This is a genomic window from Paenibacillus pectinilyticus (assembly GCF_001700435.1).
Lineage (GTDB): Bacteria > Bacillota > Bacilli > Paenibacillales > NBRC-103111 > Paenibacillus_E > Paenibacillus_E pectinilyticus.
Map to the genome: position 1 here is coordinate 390,148 of NZ_LYPC01000020.1, position 25,712 is coordinate 415,859.

Sequence of the window (25,712 nt, forward strand, 5' to 3'; positions counted from 1 at the left end):
TGCTTTTAACGTCTTGGAGGACGATGTTGCACGGTGTCCTACCTAATTAACTACATTAAATTCTCGGGATTCAATTTCTCTAGCTCAGGAATGACAAAACGTCCGTCTTTCCGTATGAGCACATCGTCGAAATAAATTTCGCCGCCGCCATACTCTGGACGTTGAATCAAGACCATATCCCAGTGTACAGATGAACGGTTCGTATTATCCGCAGTTTCATAGGCTTGACCTGGTGTGAAATGGATGCTGCCGTCAATTTTCTCATCGAACAAAATATCTTTCATCGGATTTTGTATATAAGGATTCACACCGATCGCGAATTCACCGATGAAACGAGCCCCGTCATCCGTATCCAGGATCTCATTCAACTTCTTCGTGTCATTGCTGGTCGCTTGAATGATACGGCCATTCTCGAACGTCAGGACGATGTTCTCGAAAGAGGTGCCGGAATAGATCGTTGGCGTGTTGTAACTGATGACACCGTTAACGGAATCCTTCACAGGTGCTGTATACACCTCGCCGTCCGGGATATTGCGAAGGCCAGAACACGGAACAGCTCCGATATTTTTGATCGAGAAGCTGAGATCGGTTCCCTTCGCGACTAGACGTACACGATCGGTACGGTTCATCAGATCAACGAGAGATTCCATGGCTTTAGCCATTTTGCTATAGTCGAGGTTACACACATTAAAGTAGAAGTCTTCGAAGGCTTCCGTGCTCTTACCAGCCAATTGCGCCATCGAAGGATTCGGATACCGCATCACGACCCATTTGGTGTTATTGATGCGCTCATCGAAGATGGGACGTTGGAAATGCTTCAGGAATAGCTTCATTTGCTCATCAGGCACATCGGAAGACTCTGTGATGTTATCGCCGCTGCGAACAGCCACATAAGCATCCATCTGTTTCATTCGCTCCAGTTCAAAATTAGACCATGCGCTGAATTGCTCCTGCGTGCCTTTCATTTGCAGACTGCGTGTGATTGCTGGATCACGCAATTCAATGAAAGGGTTACCCCCTGCGGCATAAACTTCCTCAATTAAGCATTTCGCAAGCTCAGGATCTTTAACACCTATCATTTCAATCAATATGTTCTCACCGGGTTGTAGGTTCACCGAATATTGAATAATGTTTCGTGCAAACGTTTGAAGTCGTGGATCTCTCATCTATAGGTCTCCCTTTAATAAAAAATACGTACCGTTAAATTATAACGCAACGCGTTGTGGTAATCCAATCGAGGATCATGGCTTCGTGGAGTTGGAAGGGGTATACTACTTCTAGGAGTAAGGTGCTTTCAAGAAAATGGGACGACAACTAGAGGAGGACGCTATGGCAAGAGATCAAATTAAAGTGCCCTTTGGGTACGAACCCCCGCCTGATACAGAGAAAGGTACCGTATTCGTCTTCGAAACGTTCGAGGACTGGACGGAACGAGAGATGAACGGTTTCATCGCATGGGCAGAGAGTAAGAAGTTCGTACGAGCCGTCTTTTATCCACAGCATGAAGAAACGCTTCGTAGGATGGATATTCGCGCAGAGCTGCCTTATTACGCCCGTGTAAAGCATCTAGAGTCATTGCTGGAGGATGTCGATACGACGCTTTCAATCGAACTGGATAAATGGGAAGGAAAGCGGAAGAAATACACTCCCTTGGATACATCACTAAGCTTCCTGGCGGAGAAATCGCCTAGCCCGTATTTTATTTGTATGAGTGACCGCTATGCCAACCTTTTTGTGACCTATCCATCCTTCAAAGAATGGATCAAAAAAGCAAGACTCGTCATCTTCACGCAGTTCCGTGTTCCCCTTCATGGCAAGCTAAATGACTATGCCGATCGATGGGAAACGGTGGATTTCGGGAATGGCGCTTAAAACACTTCTTCGTGGGAACTATCAATTAACGACATTAATTATGGTCATCATTGTGGCAGGAATGAGTCAAGGGATGCTCCTGCCACTGCTGACCATATTGCTGGATCGATCCGGACTTTCCCCAGATGCAAATGGTGTGAATGCAGCGGCTCTATACATTGGGATATTTGCGACGATGTTCTTCATAGAGAAGCCTGTGCGTCGATTCGGCTATAAACCCGTCATCCTATCCGGGATGGGGCTCATCATTGTTGCAAATTGTCTATTCCCAGCCTGGCAGCAGGTTGGTTTTTGGTTCGTTTTACGATTACTAGTGGGCATCGGGGATAGTGCACTGCATTTTGCTACACAGCTATGGATTGTAGCTTCAAGCCCAAAAGAGAAGAGAGGTCGCAACATCTCCTTATATGGGATGGCTTATGGCATCGGGTTTAGTCTAGGGCCGCTAGGGATTACGTTACTAAATGCGGGGATCTGGGTCCCCTTTCTGTCGACAAGCGGCTTCTTTCTCCTCATTATGTTCCTTCTAACGCGCCTTAAGAATGAGAAACCAGAACGATCGGAACGCGCAGAGGCCGCACATAAACGAGCAACCACTGTCATTTCACTGGCCTGGTTTCCTCTCGTTACGTCGCTGCTCTTTGGTTACATGGAAGCCGCGATGAATAGTAATTTCCCTCTCTATGGCCTTCGGATAGGCATTTCAGAGTCTGTAATCGGTTTATTGCTCCCTGTGACGGGCATTGGAGGGCTTATCATGCAATTGCCATTGGGGATTTGGAGTGATCGAGTGGGGCGAAAGCCAATTCTAATGGGAACCGCGATCTTTGGAGCTACCGCTTTCGGCTGTGTGCCATTCGTTGGGGCGAATCTATGGGGTCTTGGGATCTGTTTAGGAGTAGCAGGAGGGATGGTCGGATCGTTCTTCTCACTTGGTTTGGCCTATGCTGCGGATATTTTGCCTCGGCATTTATTGCCGACGGCCAATATCATCGCTTCGATTCAATATAGTGTGGGGAGTATCATTGGACCTTTAGTGGGAGGGATGGCACTGCGATTCATCAGTGTGTCCAGTATATTTTACTTTTTAGGACTCGTTTACTTGTTATTTGGGCTTTCCGGGTTCATTTTCCGACGTCGTGCGGTATGAAAAAAGCCACTGTTCCTTTGAATAAAAGGTACGGTGGCTTCTTCGTCTTGGAGGGTTGTTTAGCCGATTTCGTAATTGGCCGCTTGATCCGTCATATAACGCTCTGTCAAGATCGTCAGGAGGGAGATACCAATTTGGTTTTCTCCGCCTTCCGGGATGATAATGTCAGCATATTTCTTCGATGGCTCAATAAAAGCATCATGCATAGGCTTTACAGTCGTCAAATATTGATCGAAAACGGACTGCAGCGTGCGGCCGCGCTCATTAATATCGCGGGATAAACGGCGTAGAACACGGACGTCAGGGTCTGTATCTACAAATACCTTGATATTTAATGCGCCGCGAAGCTCTTCATCCGTTAACACATGAATCCCCTCCAGCAGCACAATCGGCTTGACATCAATCCGGATCGTTTCATGGGAACGAGCATGCTGAGAGAAATCGTAGACTGGAATGTCAACGGGACGCCCGCTTTTTAACTCATTTAAATGTTGTAGAAGCAGAGCATTCTCAAATGCGCGTGGATGATCATAATTAATGCGTTCCCGTTCTTCAAAGGTCAGTCCGCTATGATGAAGATAATAATTATCTTGTGAAATTAACGTGACATTCGTGGATCCGAGTTTTGTAATAATCGATCTAGCTACAGTTGTTTTACCTGAACCGGTACCACCGGCAATACCAATCACGAGCATGTTGTAGTGCCTCCCCAAATAACTTAAAAAGCTTCCTACGTAGTTTAACATACTGTGTACATAAAAAGAAAAAGCGATCGATGATCGATCGCTTTTTGGGGTTATCTAATCTGCTTAGGTGTATGAAACTTCTCTTGATTAGCGTCGATGTCTTGAGCAGCTTGGTTCAATTGCTCATAAGTTTGTTGGATTTGTTGTCCGAACTGTTCGTTATCAAATGTGGCTAATTGCTCCTGTGCTTGTTTGACCTGCTGGTGAGCTTGCACTAGGGCTGCTTGTGCCGATTGGATGCCTTGTGGATTGGCTTCGCCAATGGCAACTTGCAGCTTATGCTGTGCGTCTTGTGCCTGCAGCATCGCGTGATCGGCTGCATCAATAGCGTGCTGAACGGGTTGCTGGTGTTGATTGGTTCCTGTCATGGGGAGAGACCTCCTATAGAATCATTATGTAAAAGAGAGAAGCAATGAAAAGCGACTCTACTACATTGCACCAAATTAGGGGAAATCATTCGGAAATCGGGAAATGAAATTATTTCCTGGGTAAGCGCAAAATGTGAGCGATCGGATGAAATTTCGACAATAATTGTCAGACAATTTTGAATAAATTAACTATTAAGAGAAGAGTGTTCATTCTGGCACTTGTTACCAAAATAAAAGTGGACAAACGCTGTGATTATTCATAAGCTAGAGAGGATAGTTTCTAACAGAATTAGACAAAAAACATCTTCACGGGGGATGAAATGATGAATAAAGTCAAGAGTTTGTGCATGATAGCTGCTTTAACATTCGTTATTTCCGGTTGCGGTTCCGCAAAGACGACAACGTCTGAGGCCAAATCGTATACACCAACCTTGGAAGTGACAGCCGTTGTTAAAGATGATATCGCAACTCTCAATATGACGACAGATTTGAAGATCTCGAAGGAACATTATGACCAACAGAAAGTGCAAGGCGAAGGTCACATCCATATCTCGATTGATCAAGGTGAGAAGATCGTGGTAACAGATAAACAATACGTCACGGAGCATTTAAATAAAGGGACTCACGAAGTGAAGGTCTCCCTCCATAATAATGATCACACACCTTATAATGTAAGCAAAACGATCTCGGTTGAAGTTAAGTAGGGGTGAGCATGCCTATTCGCGACAGAAATAGAAATAGGAATCTAAGCTTACAGAAACGTATTGTTGTCCTCGTTACGGTTGTGACTGTAGGGATGATTTCAACCATGATGATTTTTGACACGATGAGTATGAATCAGTCCATTCGAGAAGCGTATGTAAGTCAAATCAGCGGTATGACGATTGCCATCAATGGTCGATATGAAGAATCACGCAATATCACAGATGTTCAGCAAATATTCGATTACATTCAATATAAGAATAATCGCGTTTTGGAATTGAAACTGTATGATAAGCAAGGTAAAGTTCTCGCGGCATCAAATCGCAAAGAAATTGGGATGATTATCCCTTCATCTAGTGTCATTATCCCTACACAAGATAAAACGATCGTTGATCGTGTTCCTATGGCTGAGAGTGACAAGCCTATTGTCAGACTAACCGCTCCGCTTCAAGAGGATGGGATTGTAGTTGGGGCTGTAGAGGTCATTTTCGATTCCTCGGAGGAAGAGCTGCTTCTCAAGCAAAGAACGAAACTCATTCTTATTGTCGGTCTTAGTATCGCGGTTGTACTCTCCACGTTATTGTGGCTGATTTTGCGCGTTGTTGTCATTCGTCCGCTAAGTCGTCTGCGCGAAGCGGCAGTTATCGTAAAGCAAGGCGGGGATTTGCCTAAGCTGCAATTCAAGGCATCGCCAGAGATTGCTGAGGTCTCGGAAGCTTTCAATGACATGGTGAGTAACTTGGAGGATCGTTATCAACAACTCCAACAAGCGTTGAACACGCTGCAAGTTACACAGGATCAGCTCGTTCAATCGGAGAAAATGGGGGCCTTGGGCAATCTAGTTGCCGGCGTTTCACATGAGATTAATACACCGATTGGGATTGGCGTAACCGCCATTAGTTTTTTAGATCAGAAAACCAAAGAATTCCAATCCCTGTACGAAACAGGGAAGATGAAGAAATCGGATTTAGAGCAATTTCTGACCGTTACACATGAGACGAATGCTATGGTGCAGTCGAATCTGGAGCGTGCCTCCTCCTTGGTGAGAAGCTTTAAACAGATTTCCGTAGATCAAAGTGTGGAGATCAAGCGAACTTTCCTTTTTAAAGAGTATATAGAAGGTATTATGGCTAGTTTGAAGCCCGCCTTCAAAAAGACCCGTTTGCGCATAGATGTTCTGTGCGATGACCAGTTACATGTGTATTCATATCCTGGGGCTTTATCTCAAATTATAACGAATTTAGTAATGAATTCGATGAATCATGCTTATTCCGCGGATGAAGAAGGCACTTTAATCCTCCGTGTAGTGGAGCAGCCTGATCATATTTTAATCATGTACTCCGATGATGGCAGAGGTATGACGGCTGATGTGCTGGATCACATCTTCGATCCTTTCTTTACGACCAGCCGTGGTCAAGGGGGGACGGGATTAGGTATGAACATTGTCTATAATCTCGTTACGCAGTCCTTATATGGCACAATTCAATGTTCAAGTAAGCTGGGGCAAGGCAGCTTGTTTGCGATAACAATCCCCAAAGAGGAGGAAGCGGTGTTATGACCCAAGAAGTGGAGTCTGCAGATCAAGATGAACTTCTTTTTGCTGCAGAGGAAGACGGGGAAACTACGAGTCAGAGGACAGAACAAGATCCTTGGATCGTCCTGATTGTGGATGATGAGAAGCAAATTCATCAAGTAACCAAAATGGTGCTGCAAGATCTCGAATTTGCGGGTAGGAAGCTGGTATTTCATAGCGCGTTCTCTGCTGCTGAAGCGAAGCAAGTATTGACCCAGCAGCCGCATACGGCTCTTGTGCTCCTGGATGTCGTCATGGAACATGAGGATGCTGGCTTGCAGATTGTTAAATACATCCGTGAGGAATTAAATAATCAAGCGATACGCATTATTTTGCGGACAGGTCAACCAGGACAAGCGCCAGAGCGCACGGTCATTATGGATTATGACATTAATGATTATAAAGAAAAGACAGAGCTAACCTCACAGAAGCTATTCACGACGGTTGTAACAGCGCTGCGTTCCTTCCGCGATATCAAAACGATTGAGAAAAGTCGAATCGGCCTGGAAGAAATCATTAAGTCTTCAGCGACCTTGTTCGAATTGCAATCGATGAAGAAGTTTGCTTCCGGCGTTCTTACCCAGATGACTTCAATCGTTAATTTACATAAGAATGCTATTCATTGCAGTTTTGCAGTGACCAAAGGCGTTGAAGATATTTATATTCTAGCGGCCAGCGGTGATTATGCTTCTAATCAAGATGAGAGAGCCCGTGATGTTGTCCCTTCATATGTCCTAGAGGAGATTGAACAGGCATTTCAAACACGTAAGAGCAGCTTCGCGGCGGATCGATTCGTCATCTATTTTCAGAGTAAAATGGGTATGGAAAATGTCATATATATGAATGGTTTTAATGAACTGAGTGAATGGGAGCATTATCTCGTAGATATTTATTGTGCCAATGTCTCTGTGGCATTCGAGAATATCTATTTGAACAATGAGCTGGAGAGCACACAACAGGAAATTATTTATACGATGGGCGAAATCACCGAAACACGCTCTCAGGAGACAGGGCATCATGTCAAAAGAGTGGCTGAGTATTCACGATTGTTGGCTTTAAAAATCGGCTTGTCCGAGCAAGAAGCAGAAATTATCCGTTTGGCAACACCGATGCACGATGTAGGCAAGGTGGGCATTCCGGACGCAATCCTGAACAAACCAGGATCCTTAACCAAAGAAGAATTCGAAATCATGAAGTCTCACTCTAAATTAGGCTATGAAATGCTTAAGCATTCAAATAAAAAAGTGCTGCATGCCGCGGCGATCATTGCTCATCAGCACCATGAACGCTTCGATGGCACAGGTTATCCACAAGGACTAGCCGGGGAGAACATTCATCTGTATGGGCGGATAACAGCTTTGGCCGACGTTTTTGATGCGCTTTGCAGTGATCGGGTGTATAAGAAAGCGTGGGAGCTTGACCGCGTGTTGGATTTACTGCAATCGGAGCGTGGAAAGCATTTTGATCCTGTGATCGTGGATCTCTTTCTAACGCATCTGGATGAATTTCTGGTCATCAAAGAGATGTATAAGGAAAATCGTTAATAGGGTTAAGGTTCTGCGAGGAATAAGCAAGGGCAAGTAATGGCATTCTCGTAAGTCGTCATCAATACGGAAGTAAATCAAGCCTTGTTCTTCGGAACAAGGTTTTTAATTACTTCGCTGGCACATATTAGGAATAAAAGGATCTCTGAAACCTTACGTACACGTAAATTTCGTCAAAATTACGGATGAACTGTGATTTTCCCGAATTTGTCTAAGAAAGTGAGAGGAAATCTGCGTATTTGTCTCGATTTCGAAGAGAATGACGTATTTCTTTTAATTTACAATTCCTGTATGCTAGAAAGGGGCTTGAGACAGACAGAAAGAAGGTGTCACCATGGAAGGAATTGGACTCGTACTGGAAGGCGGAGGTATGCGAGGGGTATACACCGCGGGAGTCTTGGAATACTTTATGGAGCAAAATTTATATTTCCCGTACGTTGTTGGCGTTTCTGCGGGGGCATGCAATGCCGTTTCATATATTTCTAAACAACCAGGGCGGAATAAAAAAGTGACGATCGGCTATATCGCAGATCACCGTTATTTAAGCTATCGGAATTTATTTCGAACGAAAAGCATATTTGGCATGGATTTTATTTTCAATGAACTGCCGAATCGGTTAGTGCCATTTGACTATGATACGTTCTATGCGTCTTCACAGCAATTTGCCATTGGCACAACAGATGCTCATACAGGGGAACCGATTTATTTTACAAAGGAAGAGCTGCAGCTGCAAACGATGCCGATTGTACAAGCATCCAGCTCATTGCCATTCGTAGCCACACCGATCCATCATGACGGCAGGATCTTATTCGACGGCGGATTGGTCGACCCGATTCCGGTTCAGAAATCCGTTGCAGATGGCAATCGCAAACATATTATTGTACTGACGAAGGAAGCTGGCTATCGGAAGCGGCCATTCAAGCAGCGCTGGTTAGCGAAAAGCTTTTATCCGAAGTATAATGGTCTTGTGGACGTGCTTGTGAATCGGAGTGGAATCTACAATAATACGTTGGAGACGATTGCGAAGATGGAAGCGGATGGAAGTGCCATCATTATTCGTCCTTCTACGAAAGTAGAAGTAGGGCGGATGGAGAAGGATCCACGCAAACTCGAGAAATTGCATGAAATGGGTTATGAGGACGCAAAGCGGCTTGGGCCGCAGTTGAAGGAATGGTTATTACATTAGGGGGTTGCTCAGAGTGGGACATGATAATCAGAAGGTTAAGACGTTTTTAATGTTTACGGGTCAGGCTGAGGAGGCCATGAAGCTATATACCTCTTTATTTGATCAATCGGAGATTGTCAGCATTCAGCGCTTTGGGCCGAATGAACCGGGAGCTGAGGGAAGCGTAAAGAAAGCCACATTCACCATTCATGGGCAACAATTTATGTGCATAGACAGTCCGGCAAAGCATGATTTTACGTTCACACCATCGATTTCACTTTATGTGACCTGTGAGAGTGTGGAGGAAATTAATCGTGTATTTGAAACGCTGGCGCAAGACGGTAAGATCTATATGGGGCTAGATGCGTATCCATTTAGTGAACGATTCGGCTGGGTTGGCGATCGTTATGGTGTTTCTTGGCAATTGAGTGTTGAAAAATAATTTCGCGTAGACTTAGGACAAATATTGGGGTACCCGGTTTTCTACAACGGAGTACCTTATTTGCCGCGGTATCGAGTAGAAGCAGCTGACACTTGTTCTCAGAGGAAAGTTGCAATTTGTCGAAACATGCGGTAAGGTAGAAGCTAACCAATAAGAACCCACGGGAGCTTGAGAAGTCAGGCTGAGATTGTGACCGTCATTGTCACTAACCGTTTATCTGATCTGGGTAATGCCAGCGTAGAGAATTCATACAAATGCACGTCCATCGATACGATTTTTCATAACAATTCGATTGGAAATATCATTTTCTACACATGGCGCTCCCGGATAACGGGGGCTTTTTCTTATGGGTACATACAGGAACGTGGAGAGGGGAACAAAGCAATGAAATGGAACAAATTAGTGCCGCTAGTGCTACTCAGCTTTACCGTCGTTATGGCAGGCTGCGGCAGCAGCACGGACAAAGGGGCAACACAGTCAACGACGCAGCCGACGGCAACAGGTAAAAAACTAACCGATGTCAAGGTTGTCCTAGACTGGACGCCGAACACGAACCACACAGGCTTGTATGTGGCGAAGGATCAAGGATTTTTTGAACAAGAGGGCCTTAATGTCCAAATTATTGCGCCAGGGGAAAGTGGAGCCGATACGATGATTGCTTCAGGTGCCGCTGAGTTTGGCGTGAGTTATCAAGAAAGCATTACACAAGGCCGTATTCAAGGTGTACCGCTGGTATCTATTGCCGCTGTTATTCAACATAATACATCTGGATTTGCTTCACCGGTTGCGAAGAACATCAAGACGCCCAAGGATTTTGAAAATAAAACATATGGCGGCTGGGGTGCTCCTTCCGAAAGCGCAATGATTGATTCTTTGATGCAAACAGAAAAGGCGGACCCGACGAAAGTGAAAATGGTCAACATCGGGGATGCGGATTATTTTACTGCGGTTAAACGCGATATTGATTTTGCTTGGATCTATTATGCATGGACGGGGATCGATGCGGAATTGCGCGGAGAGCCAATGAACATGATTTATTTGAACAAATATTCGGATAAACTTGATTATTATACACCAGTTCTGGCGACAAATGAGAAGATGATCTCTACGAAGCCGGAAATCGTCAAAGCATTCGTGGCTGCGGCGGCGAAAGGCTATCAATACGCGATTGCGAAGCCAGAAGAAGCGGCTAATATTTTGATCAAAGCAGTTCCAGATCTGGATCCTAAGCTTGTCGTTGCTAGTCAAAAATGGTTAAGCCCACGCTACCAAGATGATGCTGCACGCTGGGGTGAGCAAAAGAAGAACGTGTGGGAAAATTACGCAAATTGGATGCTAGAGCACAAACTGCTTGAGAAAAATTTGGATGTCGATGCGGCATTCACCAATAACTTTTTACCGGCAAGCACGAAATAAATTCATTTTCTTGTAGAGGAGAATTCCGATGGCTAATGCACTTGTCAGTATTCAAATCATTCCGAAAACCGTAAATGGGGAAGATGTTATTCCTTATGTGGATCGCGCGATTGAAGTGATCGCCAATTCAGGGGTTAAGTTTTTCGTATCACCACTGGAAACAACGATGGAAGGTGAGCTGGATCAACTCCTTCTTATTATTCAGGACATGAATACGGCGATGATTGAGATGGGCAGCCCCAATGTCATCTCACAAGTGAAAATTTACTTCAATCCGTCAGGCGCTTCGATGGACAAGTTAACGGAGAAATACAGATAATGAACATCCAGCGATGGATCAAAGCAGGATGGCCACCACTTGTGGTAGTCATCCTTCTGTTGTTTATTTGGCAGCTTGCCGTTACGTGGGGAGGTACGGCCAGTTGGTTGCTGCCAAGTCCGTTGAAAATATGGCGAGACGGCACAACAGATATGCCGCGTGTGTGGATGCATACATGGGCTACGTTGCGTCTAATGTTTATTGGGTTCGGCGTTGGGACAGTTGGCGGTATTCTTGTGGCCAGCTTTTTGCACCGATTGCCGTTCGTGAAGGCGGGTTTCTATCCGCTGCTCATTCTTTCTCAAAATATCCCTGTCATCGCGCTGGGTCCGCTATTAATTATTTTATTTGGTTTTGGCCTTTTACCTAAAGTTTTACTGATTTCACTCATTTGTTTCTTCCCTGTCACGATGTCTACACTAGACGGCTTTATGCAGACAGATCGTAGTATGTACAACTATATGCAAATGATTGGCGCGTCGAAGCGTCAAATATTTTATAAATTGGAGCTGCCGCACGCGCTGCCTTTTTTGTTCACTGGGCTGAAAATCTCAGCCACTTATAGTGTGATGGGCGCTGTTATCGCCGAATGGCTGGGCGGAAATGTGGGGCTCGGCTATTATATGATCCTCCAAAAATCAGCTTTCCGAGCGGATCGTGAATTTGTGGCCATCGGGATCATTGTGATCCTGAGTTTACTTTTCTTCTGGCTCATTGCTGGGCTTGAGAAACTCGTTATTCGTTGGACAGTCAAAAGGTCATCGTAGAAAGGGGAGCTGTGACCATGGGTAAATTAAAGCTTACCGGGATTCAACATGCATTTGCAAATAAAAAAGGGCAAGTCCCTGTACTTGCGGATATCCATCTGCACGTGGAAGAAGGGGAGTTCGTTTCGATTATTGGCCCCTCCGGCAGTGGGAAAAGCACTTTGTTTCATATCATTGGTGGTCTTATTCAGCCTGTTTCTGGTGAAGTGTGGTTAGATGGTGTGAATGTAACGGGGAAAAAGGGGCTCATCTCGTACATGCCGCAGCAACCGGCTCTATTTCCTTGGCGCACGATTGAAGCCAACGTTGCTCTAGGTCAGGAAGTCGCGGGTACATCGCCACATAAAGCGATCTCGAGTGCGAGAGAGTGGCTGCCAAAGGTAGGCTTAGGCGGTTATGAGCGAGAGCTTCCGCATGTATTGTCAGGCGGTATGCAACAGCGGGTCTCGTTCCTACGTGCCTTGTTAAGCCCGCAAGAGCTGATGTGCTTAGACGAGCCATTCGGCTCTTTAGATGCGTTAACCCGGCAAGATATGCAGGCATGGCTGCTTGATATTTGGGAGCAGAACAAGCGATCCATTCTATTTGTTACGCATAGTATCGAAGAGGCGCTATTTCTCTCCGATCGTATCTATGTGCTATCGAATAAGCCGGCAAGCGTCTTGGAGGAATTGACGGTTCCTTTTGCAAGACCACGACAAGAATCGGTGCTTCAGGATCCGGAATTTCTGGCGCTGAGGCAGCATATTCAAGGACTTTTGCGACGGGAGACAACCAAACATGAAAGCCATTGATGCTCATATTCACCTGGACATGTATGCGGAATCGTCGGCGAAAACCATCATCGCGAATTTAGCAGCTTCGGATGTGGAGGCGTTGATTGCCGTGTCCAGACATCTTGATTCCTGCAAGGCGACTGAGCAATTGAAGAAAGACGCACCAGATCATGTCTTCGCGGCTTATGGTTTTCATCCCGAGCAGGAGCTCCCGTCGGAAGAGGAACTAGAAGCTCTAGTAAGTTGGATTGTTGAGCACGCGTCTGACATGATTGCAGTCGGTGAGGTAGGTCTGCCTTATTATAATCGCCAAGAGGCTGAAGCGGCGGGGCACATGTTCGATTTAAAGCCTTACGTTCAGCTTCTGGAGCGGTTCATTCTGCTAGCTGTTCAATTGGAGAAACCCATCGTTCTACATGCGGTCTATGAGGATGCTGAGATTGTATGTGATCTGCTAGCGAAATGTGGACAAACGCATGCGCATTTCCATTGGTTCAAGGGTTCACCGGAAACCGTAGCGCGTATGATCGGTGCTGGATATTTCATATCAATAACACCTGATGTTCTCTACGAGGAGGAAATTCGAACTCTTGTTCGTGAATACCCGTTGGAGCTCATGATGGTAGAAACGGATGGTCCATGGCCATTCGAAGGTCCGTTCGCAGGTGAAGAGACGCATCCACGCATGGTTCACGCTGTCATCGAACAAATTGCTGAGCTCAAAGGGAAAACACAGCAGGAAACGGCTTCTATGTTACGTAGTAACACCGATCGTTTCTATCGGTTGTCGTAACTCACTTGCCATGACTTCGCTAAATCCAACTGGACAAGCGTTCGTTATCGATTTATAATGAAATAGAACAAGTGTTCGATATTTGGGTGAGGTGGAAGAAATCATGACAAACCGTTGCGGTTGGGTTAACGAAGACCCGTTATATCAAGATTACCATGACCATGAGTGGGGCGTTCCCGTGCATGATGATCGTGTTCTATTTGAAATGCTAAATTTGGAAGGCGCGCAAGCAGGCTTAAGCTGGTATACGATTTTGAAGAAACGAGACAGCTATCGGGAAGCGTTTGATGGGTTTGATCCGCATGTGATCGTGGAGTATGATGATGCGAAGCTACAGGATCTTATGCAGAACCCAGGCATCGTTCGTAATCGATTGAAAATCGCAGCCGTTGTTCAGAATGCCAAGGCTTTTCTTAAGGTCCAGCAGGAGTTTGGCACGTTCGACTCGTATATTTGGAGCTTTGTGGGTGGAGAACCGATGCAGAATCATTGGGAAGACAGCCGTCAGCTGCCAGCCAAAACGGATATTTCTGATCGTATGAGTAAGGACTTGAAGAAGCGTGGCTTCAAATTTATTGGTTCCACAATTTGTTATGCGTATATGCAAGCTGTAGGTATGGTAAATGATCATACCCAAACTTGTTTCCGATATCACAACTAGTTTGTGAATAGATGTATAGATAAGGCCATCTGATGGACGATATGTCCGAGTCAGATGGCCTTATCTGCGGGTACAGAGAAAAATTATGGCTTACATGATAATTTACTAGATGACGGAATAAACACAAAACACACTCGTCCCAAGAGCAGCGGAGAGTGTGTTTATTTCATCTGATTTGTTTAATTGGCATGTTGGAGTTGTTTTTCCAATAAGTTCGCTTTAATTAAATAAATACGTTTGCGAATGTAGAAATCATAAACAGCACCGGTGAGTTCTCTTGGTTTAATGCGGTTATTCGTGTCATTATCTATGATTGTCACCGAACCATCGTCATAGAACTTGAATGTATAGTCGGCATAATAGGAGTGTGCTTCGTCCAGCATGGCGTCAATTTGTCCGGGTAAAAGATGGTCAGTGTCACACAATGCCTTCTGGTACCAATAATCTCTCTCTATAAAACGAAAATTGTGACTTGGGTTCATCATGTTAACAACCTCCTCATCTAATTGGAACGTTTGTTCTTATTTTCATTATAGCAAACAAATGTTCGTAATGGAAGAGGAATCTATGAAAAGATAGGAAATATTTTCAAAGAAAAAACCACCAATCTTTAAGATTGATGGTTGAGATCGTTAACGATATGTTTCGTAATTGCAATGCCATGCAAACGGCCGGATTCAATGAAAATTTCATTCGCATCATATTTGGATGAAGCCACAACTCCTGCGACATATAAGCCCGGAATGTTCGTTTCCATCGTTTCTGGATTCACGAGTGGTGCGTTCGTTTCTTCATGAAACTGAACACCAATGTCTGTAAGCAGTTGGCGATCCGGATGGAAGCCGGTGAGGGCAAGAACAAAGTCATTATCCAAGGTGACGTGTTCGGTTTCTTTTCGCACAACAATAGCATGCTCGTCAATCTTTATGACTTGCGAATCAAACCACATCCGAATACGCCCTTTGTTCACCATGCTTTCAAAAAGCGGCCGAACCCAAGGCTTAATATTCGCAGAAAAATCTTTGCCTCGATAAACGACCGTCACATCAGCGCCGACACGGAGTAAATCCATAGCCGCATCTACAGCGGAATTGTTACCGCCAATGATTGCAACCCGAGCACCCGCGTAAGGGTGTGCCTCCTTGTAATAATGCGTTGTTTTGGGCAACTTCTCACCAGGGATTCCCAACAAGTTAGGATGGTCGAAATAGCCTGTAGCCACGATGACCTTCAACGTATCATAAGAAGCCTTATTGCCAAACTGATCAGAGGTATGGACTGTGAAGCCAGTAGCAGTTGGTTCAATACGAACAGCTTCCTCATACGAACGAATGCGCAGCTTTTCTCTACGTGCGACCTCTCGATAGTAGACCAACGCTTCTTGCCGATAAGGTTTATCATGAGGGGTCGTAAACGAATATCCGCCAATCTCAAGCAGTTCAGGTGTGCTAAAAAATTGCAGATACGTCGGATATAAATAAATGGCATTCACGATACAACTTTTCTCTATGAGTAAAGGTGACAGGCCTTCGCGCTCCAAGGCAACAGCAGCCGATAGCCCGCAAGGTCCTGCACCAATTACGATCACATTTTCCACAGTAGCATCCTCCTCACTTAAACTTTGCTACATCTATACTAGCGCACGTTACAGGGGATGCCAAGTTGAAATGAGCCGTAGAATTAGTCGAATTGATGAAAATAGAGCAGTTACCTGCTCCTCTTGAGGAACAAGTTACCTGCTCTACTTGGCTTTAGGCGATTATTTTTGATTCAATTGATGCCCTTCATTCTCTTCACTGATATCGTCTTTAGCGAGATTAACTGTTGATGTACTTGGTGCATTTTCAAGCGTATCGTTGACGAAAGCCATATCCTGATTCTCTGCATTCATATTCGTTGTACCTGTATAATTGCCTTCATGCTTCTTGTTCTCCATGTGAACACTTCCTTCTCATTTGATATCACGTTCGGCTTTACTATGCGCAGGGGATTTGAATTTTATTCCTTTTTTAGGCAGGGGAGGGATCTATCTGGGGGTTGGTCTAGTAAAGTAGTTCAAAGAGGTAAAATCCGCTATAATAAGCAAAGATGGAAAATGAAGGAGAGATCATTTAAATGAATACGACGAGTATTAAACATATGGTTGTTTTCAAGTTACATGCAGGGAAAGAAAATGCTGCCGCAGAGCAATTTCTCAAAATGAGTGCGGAAGAGCTTGCACCGATTCCTGGTGTTGAGCAATTTGAAGTGCTGCGTCAAGTGAGCCCGAAGGCTGATTATGACTATGGGTTTTCAATGGTGTTTGCCAATCAAGCCGCTTATGAGGCTTATAATAACCATCCTGTACATACGCAGTATGTGGCGGAGCGGTGGATGAAAGAAGTTAGCTCCTTTCAGGAAATCGATTTTCAAATTATCGCGTAAATGGGGTGTTCGGAGATGAAAGTTTTGAAATTACCTAAGGATGAAAAGGACGCCTTGATCAGCGATTTACAAGAGCATTTGGATATGGAACTAGGCGTGACCGTTGGTCAAATAGCTGCGGAGCAATTGCTTGACTATATGCTTCAGCAGCTGACAGGCCCGATTTATAACCAAGCGATCGAGGATGCGCTAAAGGGAGTTAGAGATCGTATGAACGTGCTCGAAGATGATCTGTATGCGATGAAAGTGACGAAACTCACACGCAGATAGCATCCATTGACGAGTATTGGGCGGATAGGAGCTGGACAGGCAATGAAGAAGTCAGAAGAGATGTTTGATGTGTTTGATGCGAAAATGAAGTGGCTCGGCGTGGCGCCTCGCTCTGAGGTTCATGCCAAGGGTCTCTGGCATCAGACCTTCCAATGCTGGATTGTCAGCTTGGAGGAGAATGAACCGAAGCTGCTGCTTCAGTTAAGGCACCCAGACAAGGATTTGTTCCCGGATTTATTGGATATCTCCTGTGCAGGGCATCTTGCAGCAGGCGAAACAGTCGAAGAGGGAACAAGGGAGCTGAAGGAAGAGTTAGGTCTTTCCGTCTCATTTGAATCGTTAATTCCATGTGGCGTGTTCGCAGAAGAAGATCTCATTTCGGACAAGCTGATAGACCGTGAGTTCTGTCATATTTTTATCTATCACTGTGACCAACCATTGAAAAGCTATGTCCTGCAGGCGGATGAGGTAAGCGGACTATTCAGTGTGCCAGTATCGGAGTTTAAAGAATTAGTCTACGGTGAGCGGAGTGAGGTTAAGGCTATTGGTTACAGAACGGATGCCAAAAGCGGGGCGAATGTAGATATGTCGTGGAACATTACTCTGGCAGATGTAGTGCCGCATCCAAGGGCATATTATGAGCTGTTATTTCAAAAGATGGCAGGGCTGGCGTGGCTGTGATGAGAAGTACTGCTCGCGGAGTTCTGCAAAGATGAACGACAGGGGATAGTTAGTGTTCGTTGTCCGTCCAGTACAAAACAGAAGAACCGAATCAGCGAATCTGATCCGGTTCTCCTTCCGCGATGATGCAATTAAACGAAGTAAGCATTCGCTATGTAGACATAAGCAATGTAACACACGATGGAGAGCCCGATGCAGCTGATTCCCCAAGCGATCTTTTGCTTAAACAATAGCAAGAACCCAGCGCTGAAGGCGGATCCCATGACAAGCATTGAAATAAACGTTAGTACACCCATGGAAATGTATCTCCTTACCCTTTGTTTACATAATCACGGACCATATCCTCTGAAACGAGGGTACGGAGTGGAGAAATACCTTCTTTGGCATGGGCGATAATTTGGGCTGTAATCGCGTTAATTCGATCAACGCTAAAAGGTAGCCCGCGTTTGCACAAATCGACCGCAACATCAATTGCTTGCTCTCTCTGTGCATCTAGCTCAGCAAAACGAACGAGGTGCATATGCTGGGCATTTGAATGTTTGGAAATCGCTTCATGTACATTCATGTTAAAGTTCTCCTTTAGTGACTAGATTGTCTTCTAGTATACACGATTGAAAAGCGATCGAACAGGTTTCTACGGAGAAAACAGATGAACAAATCGTGATCTTTCATTCACGCTGTCAATAGTTAATGACATTAATTAGATGGAAAGCTCGGAGTGAACCTAATGAACGTGTTACCCATAGTTGCAGTCTTACCACAATTGCTTGAAAACTTGCAAGATCGGAGTTGTGCTATCGTCGTCGCACAGCCTGGCGCAGGTAAAACAACGCAGGTTCCACTAGCATTTTTGGAAGCCTCTTGGCTGCAGGGCCAAAAGATTCTCATGCTGGAGCCGAGAAGATTAGCCGCTCGTGCGGCTGCTCGCTATATGTCGAAGCTGCTGGGGGAAGAAGTCGGCCAGACGATTGGTTATCGAGTGAAAAATGACACGCGTGTTGGACCTGCAACCCGGATCGAAGTCATTACAGAAGGTGTCCTGACTCGAATGCTGCAGCATGATCCTGCCTTGGATGGGGTAGGCATTGTGATTTTTGATGAATTTCATGAGCGCAGCTTGCATGCAGATATTGGCCTAGCATTGAGCCGCCAATCACAATTGCTGCTTCGTGAAGATTTACGTATTCTAATCATGTCAGCTACGCTGGATGCAAAGGCCGTATCCACGATGCTGGGTGATGCACCGATAATTGAAAGTGCAGGTCGGACTTATCCAGTCGAAACACATTACCTCTCAAATAAAGTTGTAGGGAGAATGGAAGCGGCTGTGGTTGCGACTGTGCAGCAAGCTTTGCGAACACATACCGGAAGCCTGCTTGTCTTTCTGCCAGGTGCTGCTGAAATTCATCGTGTAGCGAGCGGACTTGCGGCTCTAAGATTAGGCAGCGAGGTGGAAATCGCACCGCTCTATGCGAATCTAACGCAAGAGGCTCAGGATGCAGCGCTATCTCCTGTTCGATCACCCGGTCATCGCAAAGTCGTATTGGCTACATCGATCGCTGAGACGAGCTTGACAGTCGAAGGCATCACGGTTGTGATCGACAGCGGCGTCATGCGAGTGCCGAAGTTCTCGCCCCGCACCGGCATGACCCGTCTGACGACGGTGCCGGTGTCCATCGCCTCTGCGGATCAGCGCAGAGGCCGGGCGGGACGTCTCGGTCCAGGCGTGTGTTACCGCCTGTGGACCGAGACCGAGCATCGGCAGCTCCCGCCGAGTTCTACGCCCGAGATCCGCGAAGCCGATCTCGCGCCGCTGGCGCTGGAGCTTGCCGCTTGGGGCGCACCAGACCCCGCTGCGCTGGTCTGGTTAGATCCACCGCCTGCCGCTGCCTACCAGCAGGCGCGGGAACTGCTCGTTCAGCTCGGCGCGCTGAACGAGAACGGACTTACGCCGCACGGCAAGCGTGTGGCGGCGTTAGGGTTGCACCCGCGGCTTGCGCACATGGTGCTGCAAGCCATTCCGCTTGCGCTCGGCGCCTTGGCGTGCGAGCTCGCGGTTATGCTCAGTGAGCGCGATTTCATGCGCGCCACGGAGCGGGATGCGGATGTACGCAGCCGCATCGAAGAGCTTCGGCGCGCGGTGCGAGGCGACGCGCGCGAAGGGGTTGACCTTGGCCTGTGCCGCCGCATCGCGGCGGAGGCCAAGGTCTTGATGCAGTCGCTCGGCGTGCGGCCGAGCGAGGTCAGGGCTGAGGCGAGCGGGCTGCTGCTCGCCTTCGCCTACCCCGACCGCATCGCGCAGCGGCGGTCGATTGGGCGTTTTACACTCAGCAGCGGCCGCGGGGCCGTGCTGCCGGAGCTGCAGCCGCTCTCGAACGAGCGGTATATCGTTGCTGCAGAACTCGACGACACCGGAGTCGAGAGTCGGATTTACCTCGCTGCTCCGCTGCTCGAAGAGGAGCTGCTTAGTAGTTTCCAAGCACAAATCCGCAAGGAGCAAGTTGTGGAGTGGGATAATATCGTTGGCTCAGTGAAAGCTAGAGAGCGTTGTATGCTTGGTGCTCTTACACTGAAAGACAAGCCACAGCAGGAGCCTGACCCAGATCTGGTTCTGCAAGCACTGCTGGCAGGGATTCGCGCGGAGTCTTTAGACGTGCTGCCTTGGACGAAGAGTGCACGGCAATTGCAAGAACGATGTATCTTTTTGCATCGTTTTACGGAGAATTGGCCGGATTTTCGGGATGAAACCTTACTTGCAACGTTAGAAGAGTGGGCAGGCCCTCATCTGTATGGACTCAAAAGTAAAGGCGCCTTAAGCAGGATTAACTTGACAAACGTACTTGAGGAAATGCTAACATGGGAGCAGCGCCGTTCGTTAGATGAGTGGGCACCTACGCATATTGTAGTGCCTAGCGGATCACGTATCCCTGTTGATTATAGCAACATGGAGTCACCGACCTTATCTGTCCGGTTACAAGAGATGTTTGGTTTGGCGGATACGCCTCGCATTGCGAAGGGAAGGGTTCCCGTCACCCTGCACCTCTTATCACCAGCCCAGCGACCGATGCAGGTAACGAAGGATTTGGCAAGCTTTTGGCGAGATGCCTATTTCGAAGTGAAAAAAGATCTCAAAGGAAGATACCCCAAACACTACTGGCCTGATGATCCGATGGCGGCGATTCCGACGAACCGTGCGAAACCAAGAACCTAAGCGATTTTGACATAGACACAGGAACATGTTTCACTGAGAAGGGAACGGAGCAGTCATGACACTTCACAATGATTCTGCGGATCTCGATATTTATGTTTCAGCTGGATTTGCCACAGCGTCAAATTTTCTGGATAACTTTGCGGATGCGTTAGCTTTACGCTATGAACAATCGGGTAGGCATGTGCGCGTGCATGTTCATTTTCCATACGGGGATTGGGACCGATCTAAGCGGAGGCAATTGCAAGAAATAGTGAGGGATGCTTGGCATCTTGCTCATAGGAAGAAATCCGTACACGGTGGTAAAAATCTAGCCCAATTCGTCTTGGATACCATGGGGCAGGGTGGAAAATTGCTCTTCATAGGCCACAGTGCTGGTGCAGTTGCAGCTGTCTTGGCAGCCGAAGAGCTTGATAGTGCAGGACGTGATGTTCTCGGTGTGATCCAAATCGGATCACCGAAATGTGCGATTCCAGCAGCTCTCAAACCCAAAGTTCTCTGTATACAAGCTACAAACCAGCAGAATCAAAGGCACGATCCCATATCACGACTTGGCACATGGGGAGGATGGCGGAGGACGCGGTTAGGATTGTTTCGTTGGCACAGCAGGAAGCATGCGCCGATCCATCAACGTATACTCCCTCTTATCGGTGGGCATGCGGATTATTTTCGAGACCACGCCCCTTACATATGGCAAGCGTCAACCAATTTACAAACGACCATGAACACCATTTGGACATGGCTGCAAACAATAGAAAAGGATGTTGAACATGATTGAAATTTTAAAAGCTACGATGGAACACAGTAAAGAAGACGGATACCTTGGGCATGTTGAATTCAAAGTTGAAGGCCATGAACATCCTTACGAAATCACGCTGCAAAGCACGAAGGGCAAAAATGACTGGAGCTACGCGCTGCATTTCTTGCGTGAATCCGGAAAAGAAGAGGATATCGAGGCGGTAGAGGAACTACTTGAAGAAGATGAGTATTTCGATCTGCTTGTGAACGCGGCGAGAGAAACATTAGCGAAATAGATAGACCACATCAGACGAAAATTTATTTGAAAAACCTTGAGTGATCAAGAGTTGTTAGAAGCCGCGCTATTTGCGCGGTTTTTTTGTTGTTAGCGTTTAACCTGAAAATGTTGCTTAAAACGTTGAATAAATAGATTAGATATTTGTGAACTTTTACTCGTATCTGAACGCACCCAGCCTAAATGTATCGGCACTTGCTCCACGTCTTCGATTTCGAGCATAACAAGACTGCCATTCAAAGCATACGGGCTATCGAAGAATGAAAAATCATACCCAATGGTTGCTGCAAGACTTTCTTTCAATGCCGTCGCTATGGCATTCGGATTATTGCTCGTAAACAAAATGGGGAGCGGACCATAATTCGCTTCGAACTCATGCAAAAAATCATGAACATAGGACTCATCATATAAAGCAAGTGAATACTTCTGTAACTCGAAAGGTGTAATTTTCTTCTTAGCTGCAAGAGGAGAATTATTCCAAACGCCAATGACAATCCTTCCTTCCCATATCGGTTCAAAAAGCATGCCAGTCCCTTTTGCTGTATCACCTCTCATTCCAACTAATCCTAAATCTACTTTGTTCTGTCTGATTGCATTCAAAGTATTATCAGAATTTTCTTCGGTGATTCGGAAAGAAACATCTGGATACTCATTTTTGAAGTTGGATACGGTCTTAACAAGAGAACTCATCACACCGGGAATGGATGCTACACGTAGTTCAGCTTGCATAATTTGCGATAATCGTAATACTCTTTCCTTCATTTCTTGTAGTTTGGTTACAACTTCTAATGCGGTTTGAATGATGCTGACGCCTTCCTTAGTAGGCTCAACTCCTGACCGAGAACGAATAAATATGGGAAGGCCCAATTCAGATTCCAAACTAGCGATGGACTGGCTGACGGCCGATTGCGTTACGTTAAGATTGTTTGCAGCCATCGTAAGTGATTTTGTTTTGGCGACTTCGATAATATATTGCAACTGATCTAACTTCATGTGTTCACTCCTTTCACATTAATATAACTTATTTAATTGTTAATAACATTAATTTTATTTATCTAATTTAGTGAGTTATACTAGGTTCTGTAAAGAGGTTTGATTTTCAAACAAGTATATTTAGGCTGCTAACATGCCTACTAAAGGAGATCTGAATCATGAGACTACTAGGAAAAACAGCGATCGTGACAGGTGGTGCAGGTGGAATTGGAAAGGCAACTGTGAAAAAGTTTTTGGAACAGGGCGCTAAAGTCGTTTTTACCGATATTAATGAACATCTTGGGCAACAAACATTAGAAGAATTTAAAACGATTTCGAACGAAGTTGTTTTCATAAAACACGATGTTCAAAAGGAAGAGGACTGGAATCGTGTCGTGAATACGACAATTGAAAAATTCGGAACTATCGATATTTTGTTCAATAATGCAGGCATTTATAGCACCAAACCGGTAACGGATTATGCAGTAGAAGAATGGCAAAAGGTGCTCGGCATTAACGTGATCGGGGTGTTTCTAGGAATGAAACATGTGGTTCCGAGGATGGTCGCGCAAAAGAATGGTTCGATTATTAACACATCGTCAGTGGCAGGTATTAAAGGAAGTTCGGATACGACCTTATATGGTGCAAGCAAAGGCGCTGTTCGTATCATGTCTAAGGATCTGGCCAAGGAAGTTGCAGCACAACAAGTGCGCGTCAACTCGATTCATCCAGGCGTTATTCAAACACAAATGGGTGATGAAGTCGCTTCCGGAAAACACGTGACGACGACACAATTGGCAGCAGGTATTCCATTGAATAGACTAGGAACTCCAGAGGAAGTAGCTAATCTGGTTGTGTTTCTTGCCTCAGACGAATCTAGTTTTATTACGGGTGCAGAGATGGTCGTTGATGGCGGTATGACAGCGTAAAATGAGGTCGATTTATTTTAGGGACTAGAAATCGGTTTTCTGCATATCCGAATTTATTCTTGAAGGGGAAATCGGAAATGGAAACTTTGGCAATTTCAATCATGACCCACCCTGTCTATAAGTTAATAATACATGACTCCGTAGGAGATGCGATTGACAAGCTAATTAAATACCGAATTAATAGTGTGCCGATTGTGAATGATCACAATGAAATTATGGGTTTTATAACGGATGGCGACATTTTAAGAAGGATTGGGAACAACCATTTAAAAGTAATCGATAATGGGTTCTATATGGCGAATTTTTATGAAAATGACGAACCCATCGGATTTCGCTGTGAAAGCATCAGACAAGAGAATATTATGAAGATTGCAAAGCGTAAGGTGATTAAAGTACAGTGGAATGCCGATATTGAGGAAGTGTCAGCTATCCTTGCTCAAAAGCAGATTAAGAAAGTGCCAGTTGAACGCAATGGGATCCTTATAGGTATCATTAGTCGAAGTGATATACTGCGTTATCTTAATCCTGAAAAGCTTGCTTGAATAGTAAAAGGGGTATTCTCCTCCATTTTTGGAGGGGGAATACCCCTTTTTATTGTCGAGTGAAGGGTTCAGAAAGCTCTAACTAAGCTCACCCAAACTTCTTCAAAATCAATACCGCATTATGCCCGCCAAAACCAAACGAGCTCGACAACCCATACTGCAATTCCGCACGTCTTGCCACGTGTGGCACATAATCCAGATCACACCGCGGATCTGGATTGTCTAAATTGATTGTCGGCGGGATGAGGCCGTCCTGCAAGGTTCTGATCAGCGCGACGGCTTCGACGCCGCCAGCGGCGCCGAGCATGTGACCGATCATCGACTTGTTGGCGCTGATTGGCACATCGTACGCGCCGCGGCCAAGCAGACGCTTGATGGCCAGCGTCTCGGAGAGATCCCCCACGATGGTGCTCGTCGCGTGGGCGTTGATGGTGCTGATCTCCGACGCGTCGATCCCCGCATCGACCAGCGCTTCGCGCATGGCGCGGTAGGCCCCCGCGCCCTCGGGATCGGTCGCCACGATATGGTAGGCGTCCGAGGTGGATCCATAGCCGACGATTTCGGCATGGATATGAGCTCCGCGTCGCTCGGCATGCTCGAGCGACTCGAGCACAAGCACGCCGGCGCCTTCGGCTGCGACGAATCCGTCGCGCTGCGCATCGAACGGGCGACTCGCCTGCTCCGGCGCATCATTACGCGTCGACAACGCTGTTGCGTTGCCGAATCCAGCGAGCGCGAGGTCGGTGACCGTGGCCTCGGCGCCACCGGCAATGACCGCATCTGCGCCTCCGCGCTGGATGAGCTTGAATGCCTCGCCAATGGCATTATTGCCTGTTGCACAGGCTGTCACAGGAGCCAAGGAAGGCCCTTTGGCTCCGTACATGATGCTAACCTGTGCTGCCGCCATATTGGCAATCATCATCGGAACAACCGTCGGGCTGACACGGCTTGGCCCTCTCGACAGCAGGGTACGATAGTTGTCGAGGATCGTATGAATCCCGCCGATGCCTGAGCCGATGTAGACACCAACACGCTCTTCGTTGGATGCATCGATCACTAGCCCGGCGTCATCGATAGCCTGTTTGGCGGCAGCAACGGCGAACTGGGTGTACCGATCCATGCGGCGTACCTCACGTCGCCCGACCTCAGCTTCGGCATCAAATTCTTTCACAACGCCTGCAAAGTTCGTTTTATAATCCGTTGTGTCGAAATGCTCTATTTTAGAAATACCAGACTTGCCCTTCGTCAAATTGCTCCAGAACGTATCCACACGATTTCCGATAGGCGTAATGACGCCCATACCTGTAATAACAACTCGTTTCATTGGGTCTTCCTCCTGTTATCGAATCGAATATAATC

The 25,712-nt window shown here is 46.3% G+C and carries 31 protein-coding genes; 21 read left to right on the top strand and 10 right to left on the bottom strand.

The window, feature by feature from the left end:
- Window positions 1–50 precede the first annotated feature (50 nt).
- Window positions 51–1,166, bottom strand: a complete 1,116-nt coding sequence (locus A8709_RS15650) for an aminopeptidase (RefSeq protein ID WP_065853280.1) — start codon at window positions 1,164–1,166, stop codon at window positions 51–53.
- 163 nt (window positions 1,167–1,329) lie between these two features.
- Between A8709_RS15650 and A8709_RS15655 the strand changes: the two genes are divergently transcribed.
- Window positions 1,330–1,872 (top strand): hypothetical protein, encoded by a 543-nt coding sequence (locus A8709_RS15655; protein WP_065853281.1) that lies wholly within the window; start codon window positions 1,330–1,332, stop codon window positions 1,870–1,872.
- Window positions 1,862–3,022: an MFS transporter gene (locus tag A8709_RS15660; protein WP_065853282.1), complete on the top strand. Its 1,161-nt coding sequence runs from the start codon at window positions 1,862–1,864 to the stop codon at window positions 3,020–3,022. The genes A8709_RS15655 and A8709_RS15660 overlap by 11 nt, the downstream gene beginning before the upstream one ends.
- 59 nt (window positions 3,023–3,081) lie before the next feature.
- Here A8709_RS15660 and udk read toward each other — a convergent pair whose 3' ends face one another.
- Complete coding sequence (gene udk, locus A8709_RS15665; protein ID WP_065853283.1) at window positions 3,082–3,717, bottom strand: uridine kinase; 636 nt, start codon at window positions 3,715–3,717, stop codon at window positions 3,082–3,084.
- 101 nt (window positions 3,718–3,818) lie between these two features.
- Complete coding sequence (locus A8709_RS15670; RefSeq protein ID WP_065853284.1) at window positions 3,819–4,136, bottom strand: hypothetical protein; 318 nt, start codon at window positions 4,134–4,136, stop codon at window positions 3,819–3,821.
- Between the two features lie 347 nt (window positions 4,137–4,483).
- Here A8709_RS15670 and A8709_RS15675 point away from each other — a divergent pair, with 347 nt between their 5' ends.
- From A8709_RS15675 to A8709_RS15725, 11 genes are all read left to right on the top strand, one after another.
- The gene (locus A8709_RS15675) at window positions 4,484–4,840 is read left to right on the top strand and encodes a hypothetical protein (RefSeq protein ID WP_141692550.1); all 357 of its coding nucleotides are present in this window, start codon (window positions 4,484–4,486) and stop codon (window positions 4,838–4,840) included.
- A 122-nt stretch (window positions 4,841–4,962) separates the two neighbouring features.
- Window positions 4,963–6,396 carry a sensor histidine kinase gene (locus A8709_RS15680; protein WP_208607686.1) on the top strand — a complete coding sequence of 478 codons (1,434 nt, stop codon included), beginning with the start codon at window positions 4,963–4,965 and terminating at the stop codon, window positions 6,394–6,396.
- Window positions 6,393–7,955 carry a DUF3369 domain-containing protein gene (locus A8709_RS15685; RefSeq protein WP_065853287.1) on the top strand — a complete coding sequence of 521 codons (1,563 nt, stop codon included), beginning with the start codon at window positions 6,393–6,395 and terminating at the stop codon, window positions 7,953–7,955. The genes A8709_RS15680 and A8709_RS15685 overlap by 4 nt, the downstream gene beginning before the upstream one ends.
- Before the next feature lie 334 nt (window positions 7,956–8,289).
- Window positions 8,290–9,141 carry a patatin-like phospholipase family protein gene (locus A8709_RS15690; protein WP_065853288.1) on the top strand — a complete coding sequence of 284 codons (852 nt, stop codon included), beginning with the start codon at window positions 8,290–8,292 and terminating at the stop codon, window positions 9,139–9,141.
- A gap of 13 nt (window positions 9,142–9,154) precedes the next feature.
- A complete protein-coding gene (locus A8709_RS15695) occupies window positions 9,155–9,562 on the top strand; it encodes a VOC family protein (RefSeq protein WP_065853289.1) in 408 nt (135 codons plus the stop codon).
- Window positions 9,563–9,946: 384 nt separating this feature from the next.
- Entirely contained in the window at window positions 9,947–10,978 is a 1,032-nt protein-coding gene (locus tag A8709_RS15700; RefSeq protein WP_065853290.1) for an ABC transporter substrate-binding protein, read from the top strand.
- A gap of 28 nt (window positions 10,979–11,006) precedes the next feature.
- A complete protein-coding gene (locus A8709_RS15705; protein WP_065853291.1) occupies window positions 11,007–11,297 on the top strand; it encodes a thiamine-binding protein in 291 nt (96 codons plus the stop codon).
- Window positions 11,297–12,064: an ABC transporter permease gene (locus A8709_RS15710; RefSeq protein WP_065853292.1), complete on the top strand. Its 768-nt coding sequence runs from the start codon at window positions 11,297–11,299 to the stop codon at window positions 12,062–12,064. Before A8709_RS15705 ends, A8709_RS15710 begins: the two co-directional genes overlap by 1 nt.
- A 17-nt stretch (window positions 12,065–12,081) precedes the next feature.
- Window positions 12,082–12,858 carry an ABC transporter ATP-binding protein gene (locus tag A8709_RS15715; RefSeq protein WP_065853293.1) on the top strand — a complete coding sequence of 259 codons (777 nt, stop codon included), beginning with the start codon at window positions 12,082–12,084 and terminating at the stop codon, window positions 12,856–12,858.
- Window positions 12,845–13,633, top strand: coding sequence for a TatD family hydrolase (locus A8709_RS15720; protein ID WP_065853294.1), 789 nt, complete (start codon window positions 12,845–12,847; stop codon window positions 13,631–13,633). Before A8709_RS15715 ends, A8709_RS15720 begins: the two co-directional genes overlap by 14 nt.
- A 103-nt stretch (window positions 13,634–13,736) precedes the next feature.
- Window positions 13,737–14,294 (top strand): DNA-3-methyladenine glycosylase I, encoded by a 558-nt coding sequence (locus tag A8709_RS15725; protein WP_065853295.1) that lies wholly within the window; start codon window positions 13,737–13,739, stop codon window positions 14,292–14,294.
- A 179-nt stretch (window positions 14,295–14,473) separates the two neighbouring features.
- On the opposite strand, the gene A8709_RS15730 is transcribed toward A8709_RS15725, so the two are convergent.
- From A8709_RS15730 to A8709_RS34570, 3 genes are all read right to left on the bottom strand, one after another.
- The gene (locus A8709_RS15730) at window positions 14,474–14,776 is read right to left on the bottom strand and encodes a hypothetical protein (RefSeq protein ID WP_065853384.1); all 303 of its coding nucleotides are present in this window, start codon (window positions 14,774–14,776) and stop codon (window positions 14,474–14,476) included.
- A gap of 128 nt (window positions 14,777–14,904) precedes the next feature.
- Entirely contained in the window at window positions 14,905–15,891 is a 987-nt protein-coding gene (locus A8709_RS15735) for a YpdA family putative bacillithiol disulfide reductase (protein WP_065853296.1), read from the bottom strand.
- A gap of 162 nt (window positions 15,892–16,053) precedes the next feature.
- Window positions 16,054–16,230: a hypothetical protein gene (locus A8709_RS34570; RefSeq protein ID WP_167357086.1), complete on the bottom strand. Its 177-nt coding sequence runs from the start codon at window positions 16,228–16,230 to the stop codon at window positions 16,054–16,056.
- 179 nt (window positions 16,231–16,409) lie between these two features.
- Between A8709_RS34570 and A8709_RS15740 the strand changes: the two genes are divergently transcribed.
- Genes A8709_RS15740 through A8709_RS15750 form a run of 3 tightly spaced genes read left to right on the top strand, consistent with a single transcriptional unit; the run spans window position 16,410 to window position 17,669 of the window.
- Complete coding sequence (locus A8709_RS15740) at window positions 16,410–16,718, top strand: Dabb family protein (RefSeq protein ID WP_065853297.1); 309 nt, start codon at window positions 16,410–16,412, stop codon at window positions 16,716–16,718.
- 15 nt (window positions 16,719–16,733) lie between these two features.
- Window positions 16,734–16,988 (top strand): DUF2164 domain-containing protein, encoded by a 255-nt coding sequence (locus A8709_RS15745; RefSeq protein ID WP_065853298.1) that lies wholly within the window; start codon window positions 16,734–16,736, stop codon window positions 16,986–16,988.
- A gap of 42 nt (window positions 16,989–17,030) precedes the next feature.
- Entirely contained in the window at window positions 17,031–17,669 is a 639-nt protein-coding gene (locus A8709_RS15750) for an NUDIX hydrolase (protein WP_065853299.1), read from the top strand.
- A gap of 131 nt (window positions 17,670–17,800) precedes the next feature.
- On the opposite strand, the gene A8709_RS34575 is transcribed toward A8709_RS15750, so the two are convergent.
- Both A8709_RS34575 and A8709_RS15755 read right to left on the bottom strand, forming a co-directional pair.
- Complete coding sequence (locus tag A8709_RS34575) at window positions 17,801–17,965, bottom strand: hypothetical protein (RefSeq protein WP_167357087.1); 165 nt, start codon at window positions 17,963–17,965, stop codon at window positions 17,801–17,803.
- A 14-nt stretch (window positions 17,966–17,979) separates the two neighbouring features.
- Complete coding sequence (locus tag A8709_RS15755; RefSeq protein ID WP_065853300.1) at window positions 17,980–18,234, bottom strand: YpbS family protein; 255 nt, start codon at window positions 18,232–18,234, stop codon at window positions 17,980–17,982.
- Between the two features lie 162 nt (window positions 18,235–18,396).
- On the opposite strand from A8709_RS15755, the gene hrpB reads away from it, so the two are divergent.
- Genes hrpB through A8709_RS15770 form a run of 3 tightly spaced genes read left to right on the top strand, consistent with a single transcriptional unit; the run spans window position 18,397 to window position 21,911 of the window.
- Window positions 18,397–20,880, top strand: coding sequence for an ATP-dependent helicase HrpB (gene hrpB, locus A8709_RS15760; RefSeq protein ID WP_065853301.1), 2,484 nt, complete (start codon window positions 18,397–18,399; stop codon window positions 20,878–20,880).
- 55 nt (window positions 20,881–20,935) lie between these two features.
- Complete coding sequence (locus A8709_RS15765) at window positions 20,936–21,655, top strand: hypothetical protein (protein WP_065853302.1); 720 nt, start codon at window positions 20,936–20,938, stop codon at window positions 21,653–21,655.
- Window positions 21,648–21,911 (top strand): hypothetical protein, encoded by a 264-nt coding sequence (locus A8709_RS15770; protein WP_065853303.1) that lies wholly within the window; start codon window positions 21,648–21,650, stop codon window positions 21,909–21,911. Before A8709_RS15765 ends, A8709_RS15770 begins: the two co-directional genes overlap by 8 nt.
- Window positions 21,912–22,000: 89 nt before the next feature.
- On the opposite strand, the gene A8709_RS15775 is transcribed toward A8709_RS15770, so the two are convergent.
- Complete coding sequence (locus A8709_RS15775) at window positions 22,001–22,903, bottom strand: LysR family transcriptional regulator (protein WP_065853304.1); 903 nt, start codon at window positions 22,901–22,903, stop codon at window positions 22,001–22,003.
- 158 nt (window positions 22,904–23,061) lie between these two features.
- Between A8709_RS15775 and A8709_RS15780 the strand changes: the two genes are divergently transcribed.
- Together A8709_RS15780 and A8709_RS15785 are read left to right on the top strand one after the other, a co-directional pair.
- Window positions 23,062–23,811, top strand: coding sequence for an SDR family NAD(P)-dependent oxidoreductase (locus tag A8709_RS15780; RefSeq protein WP_065853305.1), 750 nt, complete (start codon window positions 23,062–23,064; stop codon window positions 23,809–23,811).
- 77 nt (window positions 23,812–23,888) lie between these two features.
- A complete protein-coding gene (locus A8709_RS15785; protein WP_065853306.1) occupies window positions 23,889–24,353 on the top strand; it encodes a CBS domain-containing protein in 465 nt (154 codons plus the stop codon).
- Between the two features lie 88 nt (window positions 24,354–24,441).
- On the opposite strand, the gene fabF is transcribed toward A8709_RS15785, so the two are convergent.
- Complete coding sequence (gene fabF / locus A8709_RS15790) at window positions 24,442–25,677, bottom strand: beta-ketoacyl-ACP synthase II (protein ID WP_065853307.1); 1,236 nt, start codon at window positions 25,675–25,677, stop codon at window positions 24,442–24,444.
- Between the last annotated feature and the right edge of the window lie 35 nt (window positions 25,678–25,712).